Consider the following 17,539-nt stretch of genomic DNA (forward strand, 5'->3'; position numbering starts at 1 on the left):
TCTACGTGACCTATGGTCCCTACGTTGACATGCGGTTTTGTCCTCTCGTATTTTTGCTTTGCCATATTTATCCTCCTTGATATGTAAGAATATAAAAAATAAGCTTCTAAAGCCCGTCCACATATATTATAACAAAACTCACACAATTTTACAACTTCGGACCAGCGACCGAAGCGTTTTTACCGCCGCACAAAAAAAAATATTCATTTAAAAATGGAGCCCACGACCGGGATTGAACCGGTGACCTCCGCCTTACCAAGGCGACGCTCTGCCGACTGAGCTACGTGGGCACTGGTGGCGGGGGCTGGATTTGAACCAGCGACCTCCGGGTTATGAGCCCGACGAGCTACCAGACTGCTCCACCCCGCGATATTGTGATGTGTGATGTGCGACTAACGCCGCATTTTTCAATGGAGCGGGAAACGGGATTCGAACCCGCGACACCCAGCTTGGAAGGCTGGTGCTCTAGCCAACTGAGCTACTCCCGCACATTGGAAATCAGATGTCGAAAATCAGATATCAGTACTCGGATTCTTGTCGGATTCTCCGAACGCAAATTCTTCTACTCCGACTTTTCACCTCTGAGTTCTGTGATGGTGGAGAGAGGTGGATTCGAACCACCGAAGGCATTGCCAGCAGATTTACAGTCTGCCCCCTTTGGCCAGCTCGGGAATCTCTCCACACCTTATATATTATAAAAGGAAAAACGACGCCGGTCAATAGTAAAATGTGCCTTTTTACAGATTTAACTCCCTTACTTCCAGGTATTTCTCCAGTTTTCTTTTAACCCTCTGGAGGGCGTTGTCTATGGATTTCACATGCCTCCTCAGGTCCTTCGCAATCTCCTGGTACGACTTGCCTCCAAGGTATGACATCAATACCTGCCATTCCAGCTTGCTGAGGATCTCCCCCATTTTTCCTTCAATATCTTCAAACTCTTCCCTGCTTATTATGAGCTCTTCGGGGTCCGATATCTTAACGCCTGAAAGAATGTCCAGTAAAGTCCTGTCGGAATCTTCATCGTAAATGGGCTTGTTGAGCGATACATATGAATTCAAGGGGATATGTTTCTGGCGCGTGGCGGTCTTAATAGCCGTTATGATCTGCCTGGTTATGCAAAGTTCGGCAAAGGCTCGAAAAGAAGAGAGCTTTTCGGGGTTGAAGTCCCTTATGGCTTTGTAGAGGCCGATCATCCCCTCCTGGATTATGTCTTCCCTGTCTGCACCTATTAAGAAATACGATCGGGCTTTGGATTTTACAAAGTTTTTGTACTTGTTTATCAGATACTCCAGAGCCTGGTGACTCCCCCTTCTGGCTTCATAGACCACCTCTTCATCCATCATATCTTCATAACATGCATAGTCCTCTTTTGGTAGCCCGGCATTCAATACAATCGCCCCCATATAATATTAAAGAGGAACAGAGCTCTTTTTAAATTATATCTCATTTAATCAAATGTAGTCAAGCTTATGTTAACCGTCGTCGCCCGCTCCGTCCTTTAAATGTCTTTCCAGGGTCTCCCATATCCTGGGGTCAATCCTGTCGCCCAGCGTCTCCCGGTTCTCCCGGTTCTTTTTTTCCCTTATTCTGCGCTCTTCCACCAGGCCCCTTACCTCCCGGTACAACTCCATGGCCGAGATGCGCGTGGCCCCCCTTCCCAGGACTATCTGCTGTTCGATCCAGTCGGACGTGGCCACCCTTACCTTCTGCTCCCGGCCAATGGCATCCACCACCTTTTCAATATAATGGTCCGCCGTTTCCCCCTCTTTAGTGAAAACCACTTCCACGCCGTTTATTATGTAACTGGCCCGGCGGCTGTTTTCCACCTGATGGGCGTCAAAGACCACTATCACCGGGATGTTCATCTGGGCCGAGTAGTCGGCCATGATTTCGATCAGTTTTTCCCTGGCGGCTTCAAGGCTGATTTTTTTGGCCTCGTTCAGTTCGGACCATGCATTAATAATATTATAACCGTCGATCAGCAGGATTTCTTCAGGATCTCTGGCCATGTTTCATTTTCCTCTGTCTCATTATGTCGTAACCCAAAATTGCCGCGGCTACAGCAGCGTTAAGCGAATTTATCCTCCCTTTCATGGGTATCCGTACAAGGACGTCGCACCGCTTCTTCACAAGTTTTCCCAGGCCCCGGTCTTCTCCGCCTATTACCAGCGCCGCAGGGCCGGTCAGGTCCGTCTCATAGCAATCCCCGCCTTCGGCGTCGGCCCCATAAATCCATAAACCCCTGCGCTTTAACTCTTCCAGGGTGGAGGGAATATTTGTGACCCTGGCCACTTTGACGTACTCGGCGGCTCCGGCCGATACCTTGACCACCGCCGGGGTTATCCCGCACGCCCTGTGTTTGGGAATTATCACCCCGTGAACCCCCAGGCAGTCGGCGGTGCGGAGAATGCTGCCAAGATTTTGCGGGTCCGTAAGCTCATTTAAAACCATTATAAACGGGTCCTCTTTTAACTCCGCGGCATACTCCAGTATGTCGTCAACGGTGGCGTATTCTCCGGGCGAAACAACGGCCACTACCCCCTGGTGCCCCGGGGTCTGCACCACTGAATAAAAGGCGCCGGCTTCGATTTCCTGCACGGGAATGCCTGCTTTTTTTGCCATATCCAGTATTTTAAATATGGAACCGTGCCGCTCGCCTTTCTTTATGTAAATTTTATTTACGGGCCGTCCCGACCGCAGGGCCTCCATCACGGCGTTTCTCCCTTCAATCCTGTCGTCGCGGATGTCAATCACTCCTCTTATCCTGAAGATCGCTTTTGACGGTTGAGGCGGCCTGGCCGTCACGAACCACCTGCGATGCGTTTTTACACTGGTAATCAAATATCGAAAACAAGCAGAGATATATGTGATATAATTTAAGATAAGGGTTTGTACAAATAATATTTTAATTTTCTATAAAAGTCAAGGAGGTAAGCCATGAAGGTCACCGTTTTAACACACACCCCCGAACCTGAAAAAACCGTCGCGGCCGCTGCGCGCCTTTGCTATTCCAATACGAGCGCGTCAGAACTCATGGAGAATTTTACCGAAGAAAAAGCGTCTTCCTTTATAAAAAAGCTGATGGAAATGGGCCATATGTCTCCCACGGAACATGTCAGCTTCACCTTTGCCATTGACGGAGTGAGCCGCACCCTGCTCGCCCAGCTGACAAGGCACCGCATAGCTTCCTATTCGGTGCAGAGCCTGCGGTACAACAACCCCTTTAAAGATGATATGTCATCCCGGGAAGCGAGCGGGCTGAACCTGCCCGAAAACCTTTATTATCTGGAAGGACTTGCATACGCCGGGGGTAATTCCCCTGAAAAAAACAAATCCAACCCCGATCCGTTACGGAAATACGGCATCCGGGGCAAAGGGCCCGGAGATATACCCTGCCATTATTTCCCCGCATACCTCAGGGGAATTTACGACGGCGCCGGTGTCGCAACCGAAAACCCCGAGCTTGCCATATCCTTCCCCGACAGCCTGACCCCGGTTTTTAGCGGATCTCAATTTAATTTTACTCAAAAGGACGGCAAATTATTATTAAAAAATGACGGAGCCCTGAATTTCGTCCGGTTCATTTACGCCCACCTGGATTTTGTAAACAGCTTTTACCGCGAAGAAAAACTCGTCGAGTTTTGTAAAATGTCCCGGGAGTTTTTCGACATGATATTGAAGGCCGCCGGTGATTACATTGATTCCCGATACTATGCCACCCTGCCCGAAAGTATCGCAAGAAAGCCGGAAGCGGTGATGAAATACATAAAGGGCCTGGAGGCATGCAAGAAAAACTACATAGACCTCGTAAAAATGGGCGTGGACCAGGAAGACGCGCGGTACATCCTGCCCATGGGCACGCAGACCAGGCTGGTGATGACCATGAATGTGAGGAGCCTGTATAACTTTTTCAACCTCCGCTGCTGCCGAAGGGCGCAGAGCGAAATAAGAGAACTTGCCAACCTCATGCTGGCGGAGGTAAAAAAAATAGCCCCCGGCCTTTTCGAAAAAGCCGGGGCTCCGTGCGAGGCCACAGGCTACTGCCCCGAAGGCAAGTTCAGCTGCGGGCGCTTTCCGGCGCAGCCCAAAATCACATAAAGGTGCTGCTTTTTTCAGCAAAAAAGCACTGTTGCTTACGGACTTCAATTCAAAGTTGTTCCCCTCTTCTCTGCCGGAGGCGACCCTGCACCGCAGCTCTCTCCCATTCTAAGGTTCAGCCCTGCTGGTGCGCATCATCCCCCGGGGTTTCCCCGCCGGGGTTATTTTTGCCTTTACCGGTAAATTTTGGTGGTAAATCTTGGGTCCTCGCCAGTTCATATGATGCCATCAGGATTTTATTTAATCTCTCGTTCTGGCCCGTGAGGTACAGATACCCCAGCAGGGCTTCAAAACCGGTGCTGTAGTGATAGTCCATGATGTCCGCGTTTTTGGGGACGGTATTCACTTTGGCGTTGCGGGCGACTCTTACGATATCCTTTTCCCTGTCGGTAAGATACCTCTCAATTTTTCTCAATATGCCGGCCTGAGCCGAGGCCCTCACAAAATTTACGGCGTCTCTGTGAAGGTCTCGCACCTTCTTACCGCTTCCCACCAGCATGGTCCTCACAAACAGGTTAAACACCGCATCTCCCACAAAAGCCAGCGCCAGTGAAGAAAGCCCGTCCGCGTCGACGCCCGGCCTGCCGTTGTTTTGTTTATCACCCATCCAAAGCTCACTCCAAACATAATTTCTACAGGCGCTTCCAGCGGACGCCCGCGGGGGTATCCTCGAGTATGATGCCCCTGGCTCTGAGCTCATCCCTTATCTTATCCGCCAGGGCGTAGTTTTTTGCCCTGCGGGCTTCCTGCCTGAGCCGTATCTTTTCCTCTATCTCCTCATCCAGCAAAAGTTTTTCCGCAAATTTCTTGAAAAACCCGAGGACACCGCCGAGGGAAAGCAGCAGCTCCCTGGTGGACGTTATAACCTTTCGGGCGGAATTTTCATTTACATTCATGTTGAACTCCCTAACCATGTCGAAAAGCGCCGCTATGGCGCCGGCTGTATTAAAATCGTCATCCATGGCCTCAATGAATTTTTCCCTGTTCTGATGCTGGACCGTTAAATACCGCTCTTCTTCCCGGGTAAGGGTTCGTTCCGCTGCCACCTTTTCCAGATGCTCCATGCTGTAAAGGGCATTGTAAAGGCGTTCCAGGGAGCTTTTGGCCTGTTCCATCAGATCCTGGCTGAAGTTGATGGGGCTGCGATAGTGAGATGAGAGCATGAAAAATCTCAGCACTTCGGGATCGTATTTTTTCAATATATCCCTTACCGTAAAGAAGTTGCCGAGGGATTTGGACATCTTCTGGTTGTTTATATTGAGGTAGCCCACATGCATAAAAAATCTGGCGAAAGGTTTGCCGGTGGCGGCTTCACTCTGGGCGATCTCGTTTTCATGATGGGGGAAAATCAGGTCCGGGCCCCCGCCGTGAATATCGATGGTTTCCCCCAGGTACTTCATGGCCATAACGGAGCACTCAATGTGCCAACCGGGCCGGCCCTCGCCCCACGGGCTCGGCCAGGCGGGCTCGCCGGGCTTTCTGGCCTTCCACAGCGCAAAATCCATGGGGTCTTTTTTCTTCTCTCCCGGCTCTATCCTGGCGCCGGCCTCCAGTTCATCCAGGTTCTGGTGGGACAGCTTGCCGTAATCCTTGAATTTTCGGGCCTCGTAGTATACGTCTCCATCCACTTGGTAGGCGTAACCCTTTTCCTGCAGGACCTCGATTATATTTATTATATCGTCTATATGTTCGGTGGCCCTGGGGTGGACGTCGGCCCTCTCTATACCGAGAGCGTCCGCATCGGTGAAATATTCTTTTATAAACCTGTCGCCCAGTTGCTTTACGGTTATCCCCTCTTCATTCGCCCTTTTTATCATCTTGTCGTCGATGTCGGTAAAGTTCTGGACGAATTTCACGTCATATCCCCTGAATTTAAGGTAATTGCGGACCATGTCAAAGGTGATGAAGACCCTGGCGTTGCCCACATGGAAAAAATCGTACACCGTGGGCCCGCAGGTGTACATGGTGACAGTATTACCTTTAAGCGGCACAAATTCTTCTTTTTTACGGGTCAGAGTGTTGTATATCCTCATTTGCAGCAATTCCTCCCTCCAATCTTGCGATGCGCGTCTCCAGGTCTTCCAATTTTTTCTGCAGCGACCGCAGCATGTCGGCCACCGGGTCGGGCAACAGGTGATGGTTTAAATCCACCTTTGTAAAATCCGCCTCGGAATAATCCACCTTTTCCCTCACCACCGCCTTCCCGGGCACCCCCACCACCGTGGAGTTGGGCGGCACGTCTTTTAAGACGACGGCCCCCGCTCCGATTTTGGAGTTGTCGCCTATTTTCACCGGCCCAAGGACTTTGGCCCCGGAACCCACGACAATATTATTCCCGAGAGTGGGATGACGCTTGCCTTTTTCCTTACCGGTGCCGCCCAGAGTAACGCCCTGGTACAAAGTCACGTTGTCGCCGATCTCCGTAGTCTCGCCTATGACCACGCCCATTCCGTGGTCTATGAAGAACCCCTTGCCGATTTTAGCTCCGGGGTGTATTTCAATCCCGGTGATGAACCGGTTTATCTGGGATATTATCCTGGCTATGAGCAACAGGTTCTTTTTATAAAAGAAATGGGCTATCCGGTGCATCAAAATTGCGTGAAACCCGGGGTAACACAGGATAACTTCTATCACGCTTTTTGCGGCCGGGTCTCTCTCAAATACAACTTTTATGTCTTCTTTTATTGTGTTAAACATGCCATCCTCCTCCCCAAATCAAAAAGCCTTTCACCCCTTCAGAGGCGAAAGGCTCGCGGTCCCACTCTGTTTTTTTACTTTATCCTTAACGGCCAAAGCCGCAGTGCCTCTACTTACTTCAAGGCCTGAGCTCCGGGGTGCAATTTCGGTCTCGCCTTCCTTAAAACCGCTCTCAGCCGGTGGCGGTTTCTCTCTGTAAGAGGTCCCGAGCCTACCATCCCCATCAATGCTTATCTCCTTATTAAGTTTTGTTTATATAGTATTAAAATTTTCTATTAAAGTCAAGTGCCCATATATTTCAAATTATAAAACCCAATTAATTAAAAATTGCGTATATCAAAGATAAATGCCGAACATTTTCGCAGCCCAATTCATATAATAGATTGCCTAAAAATCTATCCGGAGGGGAGGGGAATTAGTTTGGGTGAAATTTACCGGCCAAAATACAAGGTAAATGATGCCAAAAAGGTTTACGGCAAAAATAATTTTTTTTCCAGTTCAGTAAAATCCCCCGAAACTTCTGAAAAAGTACTGCTGAATTTTAACAATTTCCTGCCAGTTCCTCTTTATTCCATATATAATATAAATCAGAACGGCACAGCAAATTCATTTAGGAAAAAATCGTGGGAACCCGATGCGGAAGGAAGTATGAAAAACCCTTCTTTATCTTAACGACTATATCTTACAGTTAATTTAAATTACAATAGCATTATTCAGCTTTCAATCATATATTAATATAGAAAATATAGAAATAACAGCAGCAGGGGCACAATCGCCTGCTGGAGTTTATTGCTTCAGTCATATATTAATCAGTCATATATTAATACAGAATACCAGCCGGGGGGTATCGCATTGGGAAAAAATCAACATTTTGATTTCCACAATAAAAAAGAAAATGCACCTCTGTCATCAAAAACAACAGGGTCCGGCATGAGCACAGAAGGTGTCGGGTGGGATTTTGACGATGACCTGAAAACCCTGATTCTGTGGATCTACAATATCAACCAGAACGGAACCGGTAATGCCTTTAAAGAGGAAATAAGTAAATATTTTACCGGTAACGGATTCGGCTGCCTGTCGATTAGAGATCTGAGCAGGGAAGAGCTGGCCAGATTCTTCAATAATTTGAGCACGGCTAAAGAAATAAAACTTCCTGATCTGGGCTTGCGCTTACTCTTGTTGATCTATAACTGCAATCAAAACGGCGCCTCCAACCTTGCCGAAATAGCCAACCCGGGTGTTAAAGCCCTCTAAACGCAGAAAACTGCTCCTCAATTCAACCGGGAGGTGTACACAACGCCCCTTGTTTTTTTATAAATTCGCAAATGGCCCGTCCCGGCGCGAACCACCTCCAAAGCCGCAGGCCGAAGGAATCCCACATCCACGGAAAGCAGAGCGATTTGAAAAATCACTTCTATATTATGGGGAACATTTTCGGGTCGTTCTTTCATAATATATAGCGTAAACGAAACCTTACCCCCGGGGTAAGGTTATACTGAAAAAGGAGGGAAAAACATGACAGAAAAAGATGAGGTAAAGGATAAAGAAGAAGTTAAGCAATCCCTGGCGGAGTTCGAAGAGTATTTTACGGAGTACAATAAATTCCTCGAGGATAAGTTAAAGGATAAGTTTAAGGAAGTCGAGTTCCAGATTCCTGAAGCCGTAGCATGGGGTTTGGCCGCTGCGGCATCCGCCGCCGCCATGTCCAAGTGCAAGTGCAATAACCTCAACATCAACGGCTCCGGCAACAGCGGCAATATCTAGGTAAAAGGCTTTACGATAAAAAGGGCTCCACACTGGAGCCCTTTTGGTTTACTGTTTCAGCGGCCACGCCGTCAGGAAGCGCGGGAGAAAAAGGCGGGTCACCGCCATACAACAAACAGGCCCATGCCCTTCATAAAAGCTCAATATGCGTATAACCTGCCGTAAGGCCTGCTGCTCCTGGGTGACAGCTTGATAAAGGGAGAGGACAATATGTCGTCAATTTCCGTCACCCCAAAATACCTGCAGAAGGCTTCTATGTCACTTTTAATAACAGTTTTTTCTTCATCTCCGACTTCTTCTACGGCCACATCCCTGCCCAGCTGATTTTTGTTGACACCACCCCGGATGTAGATGGCGCCCCCGTGCATACCCGTGGCTATGTAGCGGCCGGCCACGGGGTCTTTTTCCTTCTTAAAGATTCCCAGCACAATGAGTTTTCCGCCGGCCATGTACTCGCCGAGAAAATCGCCGGCCTTGCCCCCGACCACAATAACCGGGCACTGATCTTTATAAGCCTTCATGTGAATGCCTACCCTGTACCCCACGCTGCCTTTCACAAAAATCTTGCCGGTCCTCATGGAAAGCCCTACAACGTTGCCCGCGTCACCGTGGATGGCAATGATGCCGCCGTTCATGGTATTGCCTATGTCGTCCTGTCCGCTGCCGAAAACGTTAATCCGGGGACCGTCCATAAAAGCCCCGAGATCGCTGCCGGGAGTTCCATAAATATTGAGAGTGACCTCCCTGTCAAGGCCCGTGCCGATATACCTCTGGCCCAGCACGTTCACAAGGTCGATCTCCTTAACCCCCTGGGCCACCGCATCGTGAATCCGCTCGTTCAGTTCACGGTAATTTAACCCCTTCGCATCGATTTTCATCCTCATACACCCCTTCCTAAATTTTTTTATATTTTAAAAGCCGCGATTTCCGTTACCTCCCCGCGGGTTTTATGCCCAGTATATCCAGATAAACCTCGTCCAGATCGATGCCCCGGAGCCTCTCCCTGCTGCCCCGGAGGCTTTCAATGGAGTTTACCCCAAGGGCTCCGAGGATTTCCTTGATTTCCAGATTCCATGCTTTTATCATGTTGGTAAGCCTTTTCGCCCCTTCCTCCACATCCAGGCGTTTCACCAGTTCGGGTTTCTGGGTGGCTATGCCCCAGGCGCACAGGCCCGTATGGCACTTCTGGCAGAGGTGACACCCCATGGCGATCAGGGCGGAAGTCCCGATGGCCACCGCATCGGCCCCCAGGGCTATGGCCTTCAAAACATCGGCGCTCTGCCTTATGCCTCCGCTGGCTATGATGGAAGCCATGTGCCTTATGCCCTCCTTCCTGAGCTGTTCGTCCACCCGGGCCAGTGCCAGCTCAATGGGAATACCCACATGGTCCCTTATGGCCTGGGGGGCCGCGCCCGTTCCTCCCCTGAACCCGTCTATGGTAAGTATGTCGGCCCCCGCCCTGACCACTCCGCTGGCGATGGCCGCCACGTTGTGCACCGCCGCAATTTTTACTCCAACGGGCTTTTTATACCTGGTGGCCTCCTTCAAGGCGTAGATGAGCTGCCTTAAATCCTCTATGGAATAAATGTCGTGATGGGGCGCCGGCGATATGGCATCTGTACCGGCGGGAATCATCCGCGTCCTGGAAATATCTTCGGTAACCTTTTCACCGGGCAGGTGTCCGCCTATGCCGGGCTTCGCCCCCTGGCCTATCTTTATCTCTATGGCAGCGCAGGAGTTCAGGTATGAGAGATTTACCCCAAACCTCCCGGAGGCGCACTGAACTATGATGTTATCTTTATATGGAAGAAGCTCCTGCGGCAGGCCGCCTTCTCCGGTATTCATGACCGTGCCCAGTTCCCTGGCGGCTTTTGCCAGTATAAGCTGCACGTTCAAACTTACGGCTCCATAAGACATGCCCGCAAATATGATGGGTGTCTCCAGCTTTATCTGAGGCTCCATCACCGTCGTGAGCTTAATCTCGCCCTTCTTATCCCGCCAGAACTCCAGTCTATCCGGCTTCTTGCCTATATAAGTCCTGAGTTCCATGGGCTCCCTCAGCGGGTCTATGGATGGATTTGTCACCTGACAGGCATCCAGCAGCATTCTGTCCCAGAAGACCGGATACGGCCTGTCGTTTCCCGCCCCGGTAAGTATCTTGGCCCCGGATTCCGACTGCTTCCACAGGTTTCTCATTATTTCCGGGCCCCACAGGCTGTTTTCCTTATACGCCAGCGGAAATTTCACGACGGTTATGGCCCCGGCGGGGCAAAGGCTGACACAGCGGTGGCACGCCACACACTTTTCGTGTTCGGCGACAATCCTGTCTTTATCGAACTTTAAAGCTCCGAAACTGCACTCGCTCACACATCTTTTGCATTTGATGCAATTTTCGTCTATTTTCACCATAAACTCCGGCGGTATCATCTTCATGCTCTCTCCTCCAATCTGGCGTAAACCGGTTCTCCGCCCTGGGGGCTCCAGACTTCGTCGGGGTCCGGGCACACCTCCCTGATGGCGGCCTCCTCGGAAGACATGTAAACCGTATCCTGCTTCCTGGCCACCACCAGCGGCCTCAGCATAATCCTGTCCGTAAGGCCGATCATCGAATTGGTGTTGGAAATGATTATGCTGAAAGGCCCGTTTAAAAGCGCGCTGCCGTATACCATCCTCAGAGCGGTCATGGCCTCCTTCTTGTTTTTATCCATCTCGTCTATTTCCCGCCAGAAAGGGGGGGCAAGGGCCGTGAGGGCTATTTCCTGCGGCAGATTGTGCTTTCTCAACAGCAGGTCCAGCATGTAAACTATTACTTCGGTGTCGGTCATGAGTGTGCACTCATAACCGAACATCTCCAGGTATCTTTTATTGATGCCGTAGGAGGAAATCTCGCCGTTGTGGACCACCGCCCAGTCCAGGAGCCCGAAGGGATGGGCCCCTCCCCACCAGCCGGGGGTGTTGGTGGGAAAACGGCCGTGAGCTGTCCAGAGATACCCCTCATACTCTTCCAGCCTGTAAAAGCGGCTTATCTCCTCCGGATATCCCATTCCCTTAAACACCCCCATATTCTTGCCGCTGGAGAACACAAAAGCGCCATCAAAACGGGTGTTTATTCTCATCACCACCGAAACCACATAATCCTCCTCCGACACCCCCGACAGGAGTTTGCTCTTGGGCACCTCCAGGAAATACCTCCAGAGTATCGGAGTATTAGGCAGGTTCATCTTTTTTCTAATGGGGATGGCCTCGCTTTTGACCAGCACCATTTTTTCCTGCAAAAAGTTTTCCACCGATTCTTTTATTCCTTCATCTTCATAACTTACGTGAAATGCGTAATAGTCCTTGAATTCCGGATATATGCCATAGCCCGCAAATCCGCCTCCGAGGCCGTTGGACCTTTCGTGCATTACCGCAATGGCGTTTGTTATGACATCACCCCGGATGCATTTGCCTTTCTCATTCATTATGCCGACAATGGCGCAGCCCGAAATATCTTTTGACTCCGCTCTTTTATACACCTTTTCTCCTCCCCGTTTTGTCTATAATAAAAAGCCTTTCGAAAGATTCAAAAACTGGAACCTTCCGAAAGGCTTTTATCCTCACGGTGTAACCGGCTACGCCGGCCGGTGCCGCTCGGTCCAGACGCTCCTGCCGGAACCCTAGGCACCCTTCCAATAATCGTTATACTTGCATACGATTATTTATCAATATTTTTTTATAATTATACTTTCGGCTGTATAACTATGTCAAGTTTTTATGTCAGGTTTTATGTTAAATTTGTGTAAAGTTTTTTATCATGCACACGGCCTGAGCGGATATCCCCTCGCCCCGTCCTTCAAAACCCATGCCCTCGGTAGTGGTGGCCTTCACGCTCACCTTTTCCACCGCAATGTTCAACGTCTCGGCAATATTTTTACGCATGTCTTCTATGTAAGGGGCAAGTCGCGGTCTTTCGGCGCAAATTACCGAGTCTATGTTCACCACCACGAAACCCGCTTGCTGCAAAAGCTGGCCCACTTTTTTTAAAAGCAAAAGGCTGCTTATGTCCCTGTACTTCATGTCGCTGTCGGGAAAATGCCTGCCGATATCCCCCAGTGCCGCCGCCCCCAGGAGAGCGTCGTTTATGGCGTGCACCAGCACGTCGGCGTCCGAGTGCCCCAGGAGGCCCTTTTCAAAAGGGATTTCAACACCCCCGAGCACCAGTTTTCTTCCTTCCACCAGGCGGTGGGCATCGTATCCAATTCCTATTCTCACACCGTCACCTCCTGAAATCGCCGTAGCCCAGAGCCACAAAAGTTTCAGCTATTACTATATCTTCCGGCGTGGTTATCTTGATGTTTTCATAGGCCCCCTCTATGACCCGGACCGGAAGCCCCAGCCGCTCCACCAGCACCGTGTCGTCGGTGCCGTAGAACCCCTCGCGTCTCGCCTCTTCATGGGCCCGCAATATGAGGCCGTAATCGAAGGTCTGGGGAGTCTGCATGGCCCACAGGGTTTTCCTGTCGGGGGTGCTTTTTATAATATTCCCTTCCCCCACCACCTTGATGGTGTCCTTCACCGGCACGGCAACCCCCACAGCTTTGTGCTCCCGGGCGGCTTCGATGCTCTTTAAAATTATATCCCTTGTAATAAAGGGCCTTACGCCGTCGTGGATAACAACAATATCGGTTTGAGGAGAAATTTCCCTCAAACCGTTGTAGACGGAATCCTGGCGTTCGGCGCCGCCCTCAACTATTTTTACCTTTTTAAACCTGTACCTATTCACTATTTCCTCCCGGGCATACGGAATGTCCGGTCCTCCTACCACGAGGACAATTTCCTCTATCCGGTCGAGGAATTCGAACACGCTTAAAGTGTAGTAAAGAATTGGATATCCTTTTATCATCAAGAACTGCTTGCTCATGCTGCTTTTCATGCGCTTTCCACGGCCGCCGGCGGCTATTACGGCGCTCACCCGCATAAGCGTTCACCTCAAAGTTACATGGATTTGGGTCTGGCAAAAATCATCCTCCCGGCGGCGGTCTGAAGCACACTGGTCACCATTACGCCTATGGTCTCGCCTATATGCTTTTTGCCACCGTCCACCACAATCATGGTGCCGTCGTCCAGGTATGCCACTCCCTGGCCCGTCTCCTTGCCGTCTTTTATGACCTGCACCACCATTTCCTCGCCGGGCAATACTACGGGTTTTACCGCATTGGCCAGTTCGTTTATATTGAGCACCGGCACGTTGTGAAGTTCGGCCACCTTGTTCAGGTTGAAGTCATTGGTGATTATCTTGCCGTCCAGCACCTGAGCCAGTTTAACCAGCTTGCTGTCAACTTCCGCCACATCTTCAAAATCGCCTTCGTAAATCTCCACATCTACATTTAGCTCTTTCTGTATTTTGTTTAAGATGTCAAGGCCCCTCCTGCCGCGGTTTCTTTTCAATGTGTCGGAAGAGTCGGCTATGTGCCTCAGTTCTTCCAGCACAAAAGACGGTATCACGAGGGTGCCTTCTATAAAGCCGGTCTTGCAGATATCGGCTATGCGGCCGTCGATGATGACGCTGGTATCGAGGATCTTGGGCTTGACCCAGTTTACAATGGTGGGGGGCAGGTTCTTTTTCTGGTTTAATATGCCAGGAATGTTTAACATGCCGGACAGCTCTTCCTTTTTCTTCAGGGCAATGCTCGCCCCCAGATAACCCAGCACCAGGTTGGCCATTATGGGCAGATATCCCCCTATCCACGGGATTGTCACAAAAGCCCTTACGAAAAGATTGGCCACCACAAGGCCCATCAAAAGGCCCAAAAAACCGTATAATATATCTCTTAGAGGGGTTTTCTGCAACCTGTTCTCAATCCACTCTTTCGCCCTGGTTCCACCCCTTATCAGCCCCGGACTTAAAAGATAAAAAATAATTGCAAAAATCAAAGCTCCGGTAAGTTTGATTACCAGTACGGGAGCGGCCTCCAGTCTGAATAAATTGATCAGATCGTTTAAGTAAAACACCAGGGTCAAAATTTCATAACCCAGGAAGAAACCGGTGAGTAACGAAATAACCCGAATAATGGTGTATAACATGGGTTCACCTCCTATTTTAAGTATAGCCTTTTTTCAAGGTTATTTTCTCTATTGCATTCATTATATAACAAAATTTCGTTTTAATCCATATTAACTAGTAAATTTTGGCATGGCCTGAGGGTGAAAAAAAAACAGCACTTCAGTTGAATGCGCTATCAATCAAACGAAGAGCTTCCTGTTCATCTATATTTTTACTTAAAACGATCTCGCTGGCCAGAATCTGCTTGGCGTTCTCAAGCATCTTGCGTTCCCCGGTGGACAGACCCTTTTCCTTTTCCCGCAGAGCCAGGTTCCTCACGACTTCCGCCACCTGAAATATATTCCCGCTCTTGATTTTTTGCATGTTGGCCCGGTAGCGGTGGTTCCAGTTTGACGACATCTTGCTCTTTTCTCCCCGCAGGATGTTGAAGACCTCTTTTATCTCTTCTTCTCCCGCTATCTCCCGCACACCGATTTCTTTAATGTTTTTCAGCGGTATCATAACTTTCATATCCCCGATGGGCATCCTCATGATATAATATTTCTGCCTTTCGCCGAGGATTTCTTTTTCTTCTATGGCTTCAATTATCCCGGCGCCGTGCATGGGATAAACAACCTTGTCGCCAATATTGAACATTTTGAAATTGCCTCCCCGAAACAGCCTTAATAAAAAAATAACATATTCCGAAATTTTTGTCAAGTTAAATTTTAATTATACTACAAAGACAATATCATGTCAATCCAGTTTTTTAGTTTTCATCATAAAATTATTCAATAAATTCATATCTTTCGTTTGACAAATGCCACAGCCCGCGTCTATAATAAATTCAGGTAGAAAAATATTGGGGGGAGTTTAAATGAAAGACGCTATATGCGACGAATTTCAAGACATCGTTTCCACCTGCCTTGTGAGGCACAGGAGCATTATAGATGTACTTACCAAAATTCAGGAAACTTCCGCCAGGGTAAACCGGGCCGTAGCCAAGTCGGTCACCGGTTGCGGTTGTCTGGAGATAGCCGCAAAAAAGCAGCAGATCCCCGCCGAGATAAAGCTTCAGGAACTTTCTTCCTATATGGACACCCATCTTAAGGGAAACTTGTGTCCCAATTGCCGGGAGGTGGTGGAACAGGAACTGGGGAACCACCTGTTTTACCTGGCCGCCCTTTGCAATCTCCTGGACTTAAATCTTTACGACATCCTGCTCAGTGAAAGCGAAAAACTTTCCACACTGGGAATTTACAATATGTCATGATTTCTCAAAAAAAAATACCGGTCCTTACGGCCGGTATTTTACTTAATATGAAGGGGCTTAAAGTCGTTCGCCAAAGTGAAAACGCTGCGCCGTCTTCAAACAGTAGTTACGGCTGAATCAGATAAGCGCCGCTTCGACGGCTTCTTTTACCGTTTTTACCCCCTGGATCCTGATCGTCGAAGTTGCGAATTCCGCCGCATTTTCAAAAGGAACGACAGCCTCCGCAAATCCCAGTTTTGCCGCTTCCTGGATCCTTTTTTCCATGTAACTGACGGATCTCACCTCTCCCGCCAGGCCCACTTCCCCTATGACAACCATATTTTCCTTTACGGGCCGGTTTTTGAAGCTGGAGGCCACGGCGACAGCTACCGCTAGGTCCGCCGCCGGCTCTTCTATCTTTATCCCTCCGGCCACGTTGATGAAGACATCCTCATGGCTTAAGGAATAGCCCAGCTTCTTTTCCAGCACAGCGATAAGGAGCGCCGCCCTGTTGTAATCTATTCCCGATGTCTGCCTGCGCGGTAGGCTGTAGCCGGAAGTCGTCACAAGGGCCTGAACTTCCACCAGAAGGGGTCTTGTGCCCTCCAGCGTACACACAACGGCGGACCCGGCGGTTCCCCGGGGCTTCCCAGAAAGCAGGTACATGGAAGGGCTTTCCACCTCCTGCAGACCTCTGTCCCTCATTTCAAAAATCCCTATTTCGTTGGTGGAGCCAAAGCGGTTTTTTACCGCCCTGAGCAGGCGGTAGGAGTGGTATCTTTCCCCTTCAAAATAAAGCACGCAATCCACCATGTGCTCCAGCAGCCTGGGGCCCGCCAGATTGCCTTCTTTCGTGACGTGGCCTATGATGAATATGGCCGGCCCCAGTTCTTTGGCCATCCTGAGGAGCCTCACGGTGGCTTCCCTTATCTGGCTCACACTGCCGGGGCCCGAATCCATATCCGGCAAATAAACGGTCTGAATGGAGTCGATGACCACCACATCCGGAAAAAGCTCTTTGATGCCGGCCTCTATGGCGCTTAGGTTGTTTTCGGCGGCTATGTAAAGCGATCCGCCCGCCACTCCCAGCCGGTCGGCCCTCAGTTTTATCTGTTTGGCGGACTCTTCGCCGGAAACGTAAAACACCTTTTTATCCCTGCTCAAATTGCCACAGGCCTGGAGCATCAGCGTCGACTTTCCTATACCGGGGTCTCCGCCAATCAGCACCAGGCTGCCGGGGACTATGCCCCCGCCCAGGACCCGGTCCATCTCCCTGATATGGGTGGAAATGCGCTCGTCTTCGGAATACATAATTTCATCCAGCAGCTCGGGTTTTTTATAAGGCGCCGGAGTTTTCTCCACATGATGTACAACTTCTTCCACTATGCTGTTCCAGCTCCCGCACTCGGGGCAACGGCCCATCCACTTCGGGGCGAGCGCACCGCACTGCTGGCATACATATCGCTTTTTATCCTTCACGGCCTCTCCTGGTTCAAAAAACTTAACTGTTTTACAGTTAACGGCCTTCCCCTGACCAGGTTCTCCTCCTTTTGATAAATTTACCCTTTCGGGTATGGAAGACAGGAAGACCGGGCTGGCCCCTAATTATGGAGGCAAATAGCTGTTTATAAAATCATTGTAACAAATTTGTTTTTTAAAGTCCAAGTCAATCTTCATGCAGAATGTTTCTTCAGCAACCGAAATGC

The 17,539-nt window shown here is 49.7% G+C and carries 19 protein-coding genes, 4 tRNA genes and 1 pseudogene; 6 read left to right on the top strand and 18 right to left on the bottom strand.

Going from position 1 to position 17,539, the window contains the following annotated elements; all coding sequences use genetic code 11:
- Nucleotides 1-214: 214 nt before the first annotated feature.
- The 7 genes from ACKX14_RS09430 to rlmB all read right to left on the bottom strand — a co-directional run bounded on the left by ACKX14_RS09430 (nt 215) and on the right by rlmB (nt 2,805).
- Nucleotides 215-290: transfer RNA gene (locus tag ACKX14_RS09430), tRNA-Thr, on the bottom strand.
- A 2-nt stretch (nt 291-292) separates the two neighbouring features.
- Nucleotides 293-369 (bottom strand) — tRNA-Met (locus ACKX14_RS09435).
- Nucleotides 370-411: 42 nt separating this feature from the next.
- A tRNA-Gly gene (locus ACKX14_RS09440) sits at nt 412-488 on the bottom strand.
- 106 nt (nt 489-594) lie between these two features.
- A tRNA-Tyr gene (locus tag ACKX14_RS09445) sits at nt 595-680 on the bottom strand.
- Nucleotides 681-737: 57 nt separating this feature from the next.
- A complete protein-coding gene (gene sigH / locus ACKX14_RS09450) occupies nt 738-1,388 on the bottom strand; it encodes an RNA polymerase sporulation sigma factor SigH (protein ID WP_422446974.1) in 651 nt (216 codons plus the stop codon).
- An 84-nt stretch (nt 1,389-1,472) separates the two neighbouring features.
- Nucleotides 1,473-2,009 (bottom strand): NYN domain-containing protein, encoded by a 537-nt coding sequence (locus ACKX14_RS09455; protein ID WP_422446976.1) that lies wholly within the window; start codon nt 2,007-2,009, stop codon nt 1,473-1,475.
- On the bottom strand, nt 1,993-2,805 hold the full coding sequence (gene rlmB / locus ACKX14_RS09460; RefSeq protein WP_422446978.1) for a 23S rRNA (guanosine(2251)-2'-O)-methyltransferase RlmB: 813 nt from the start codon (nt 2,803-2,805) through the stop codon (nt 1,993-1,995). The genes ACKX14_RS09455 and rlmB overlap by 17 nt, the downstream gene beginning before the upstream one ends.
- 132 nt (nt 2,806-2,937) lie before the next feature.
- On the opposite strand from rlmB, the pseudogene thyX reads away from it, so the two are divergent.
- A pseudogene (gene thyX, locus ACKX14_RS09465) lies at nt 2,938-3,219 on the top strand (FAD-dependent thymidylate synthase); the annotation flags it as partial.
- A gap of 15 nt (nt 3,220-3,234) precedes the next feature.
- A complete protein-coding gene (locus ACKX14_RS09470; protein WP_422447090.1) occupies nt 3,235-4,098 on the top strand; it encodes an FAD-dependent thymidylate synthase in 864 nt (287 codons plus the stop codon).
- A gap of 115 nt (nt 4,099-4,213) precedes the next feature.
- On the opposite strand, the gene ACKX14_RS09475 is transcribed toward ACKX14_RS09470, so the two are convergent.
- From ACKX14_RS09475 to epsC, 3 genes are read right to left on the bottom strand one after another with little or no spacing between them, the layout of a single operon-like run.
- Nucleotides 4,214-4,705: a Mini-ribonuclease 3 gene (locus ACKX14_RS09475; RefSeq protein WP_422446980.1), complete on the bottom strand. Its 492-nt coding sequence runs from the start codon at nt 4,703-4,705 to the stop codon at nt 4,214-4,216.
- 25 nt (nt 4,706-4,730) lie between these two features.
- Nucleotides 4,731-6,131, bottom strand: a complete 1,401-nt coding sequence (gene cysS / locus ACKX14_RS09480) for a cysteine--tRNA ligase (protein ID WP_422446982.1) — start codon at nt 6,129-6,131, stop codon at nt 4,731-4,733.
- On the bottom strand, nt 6,103-6,795 hold the full coding sequence (gene epsC / locus ACKX14_RS09485; protein WP_422446984.1) for a serine O-acetyltransferase: 693 nt from the start codon (nt 6,793-6,795) through the stop codon (nt 6,103-6,105). Before epsC ends, cysS begins: the two co-directional genes overlap by 29 nt.
- Before the next feature lie 420 nt (nt 6,796-7,215).
- Here epsC and ACKX14_RS09490 point away from each other — a divergent pair, with 420 nt between their 5' ends.
- From ACKX14_RS09490 to ACKX14_RS09500, 3 genes are all read left to right on the top strand, one after another.
- Nucleotides 7,216-7,467, top strand: coding sequence for a hypothetical protein (locus tag ACKX14_RS09490; RefSeq protein WP_422446986.1), 252 nt, complete (start codon nt 7,216-7,218; stop codon nt 7,465-7,467).
- A gap of 180 nt (nt 7,468-7,647) precedes the next feature.
- Nucleotides 7,648-8,049: a hypothetical protein gene (locus ACKX14_RS09495; protein WP_422446988.1), complete on the top strand. Its 402-nt coding sequence runs from the start codon at nt 7,648-7,650 to the stop codon at nt 8,047-8,049.
- Between the two features lie 261 nt (nt 8,050-8,310).
- Complete coding sequence (locus ACKX14_RS09500) at nt 8,311-8,559, top strand: hypothetical protein (protein ID WP_422446990.1); 249 nt, start codon at nt 8,311-8,313, stop codon at nt 8,557-8,559.
- A 140-nt stretch (nt 8,560-8,699) separates the two neighbouring features.
- Here the strand turns inward: ACKX14_RS09500 and ACKX14_RS09505 are convergent, their stop codons facing one another.
- The 7 genes from ACKX14_RS09505 to ACKX14_RS09535 form a co-directional block, all read right to left on the bottom strand.
- The gene (locus ACKX14_RS09505) at nt 8,700-9,437 is read right to left on the bottom strand and encodes a GltB/FmdC/FwdC-like GXGXG domain-containing protein (RefSeq protein ID WP_422446992.1); all 738 of its coding nucleotides are present in this window, start codon (nt 9,435-9,437) and stop codon (nt 8,700-8,702) included.
- A 52-nt stretch (nt 9,438-9,489) separates the two neighbouring features.
- On the bottom strand, nt 9,490-10,992 hold the full coding sequence (locus tag ACKX14_RS09510; protein ID WP_422446994.1) for a glutamate synthase-related protein: 1,503 nt from the start codon (nt 10,990-10,992) through the stop codon (nt 9,490-9,492).
- Nucleotides 10,989-12,074: a class II glutamine amidotransferase gene (locus tag ACKX14_RS09515; protein WP_422446996.1), complete on the bottom strand. Its 1,086-nt coding sequence runs from the start codon at nt 12,072-12,074 to the stop codon at nt 10,989-10,991. The genes ACKX14_RS09510 and ACKX14_RS09515 overlap by 4 nt, the downstream gene beginning before the upstream one ends.
- 253 nt (nt 12,075-12,327) lie before the next feature.
- Nucleotides 12,328-12,810, bottom strand: coding sequence for a 2-C-methyl-D-erythritol 2,4-cyclodiphosphate synthase (gene ispF / locus ACKX14_RS09520; protein ID WP_422446998.1), 483 nt, complete (start codon nt 12,808-12,810; stop codon nt 12,328-12,330).
- A gap of 4 nt (nt 12,811-12,814) precedes the next feature.
- Entirely contained in the window at nt 12,815-13,516 is a 702-nt protein-coding gene (gene ispD / locus ACKX14_RS09525; RefSeq protein ID WP_422447000.1) for a 2-C-methyl-D-erythritol 4-phosphate cytidylyltransferase, read from the bottom strand.
- A gap of 17 nt (nt 13,517-13,533) precedes the next feature.
- Nucleotides 13,534-14,622: a PIN/TRAM domain-containing protein gene (locus ACKX14_RS09530; RefSeq protein ID WP_422447002.1), complete on the bottom strand. Its 1,089-nt coding sequence runs from the start codon at nt 14,620-14,622 to the stop codon at nt 13,534-13,536.
- Between the two features lie 139 nt (nt 14,623-14,761).
- Nucleotides 14,762-15,238 carry a CarD family transcriptional regulator gene (locus ACKX14_RS09535; RefSeq protein ID WP_422447004.1) on the bottom strand — a complete coding sequence of 159 codons (477 nt, stop codon included), beginning with the start codon at nt 15,236-15,238 and terminating at the stop codon, nt 14,762-14,764.
- A gap of 220 nt (nt 15,239-15,458) precedes the next feature.
- Between ACKX14_RS09535 and ACKX14_RS09540 the strand changes: the two genes are divergently transcribed.
- On the top strand, nt 15,459-15,854 hold the full coding sequence (locus ACKX14_RS09540) for a nucleoside triphosphate pyrophosphohydrolase family protein (protein ID WP_422447006.1): 396 nt from the start codon (nt 15,459-15,461) through the stop codon (nt 15,852-15,854).
- Nucleotides 15,855-15,971: 117 nt separating this feature from the next.
- On the opposite strand, the gene radA is transcribed toward ACKX14_RS09540, so the two are convergent.
- Complete coding sequence (gene radA / locus ACKX14_RS09545; RefSeq protein WP_422447008.1) at nt 15,972-17,312, bottom strand: DNA repair protein RadA; 1,341 nt, start codon at nt 17,310-17,312, stop codon at nt 15,972-15,974.
- Nucleotides 17,313-17,539 lie beyond the last annotated feature (227 nt).

This window comes from Thermorhabdus hydrogeniformans (assembly GCF_049310025.1).
In the GTDB taxonomy this organism is placed as follows: domain Bacteria; phylum Bacillota; class Thermosediminibacteria; order Thermosediminibacterales; family Tepidanaerobacteraceae; genus JBJYKD01.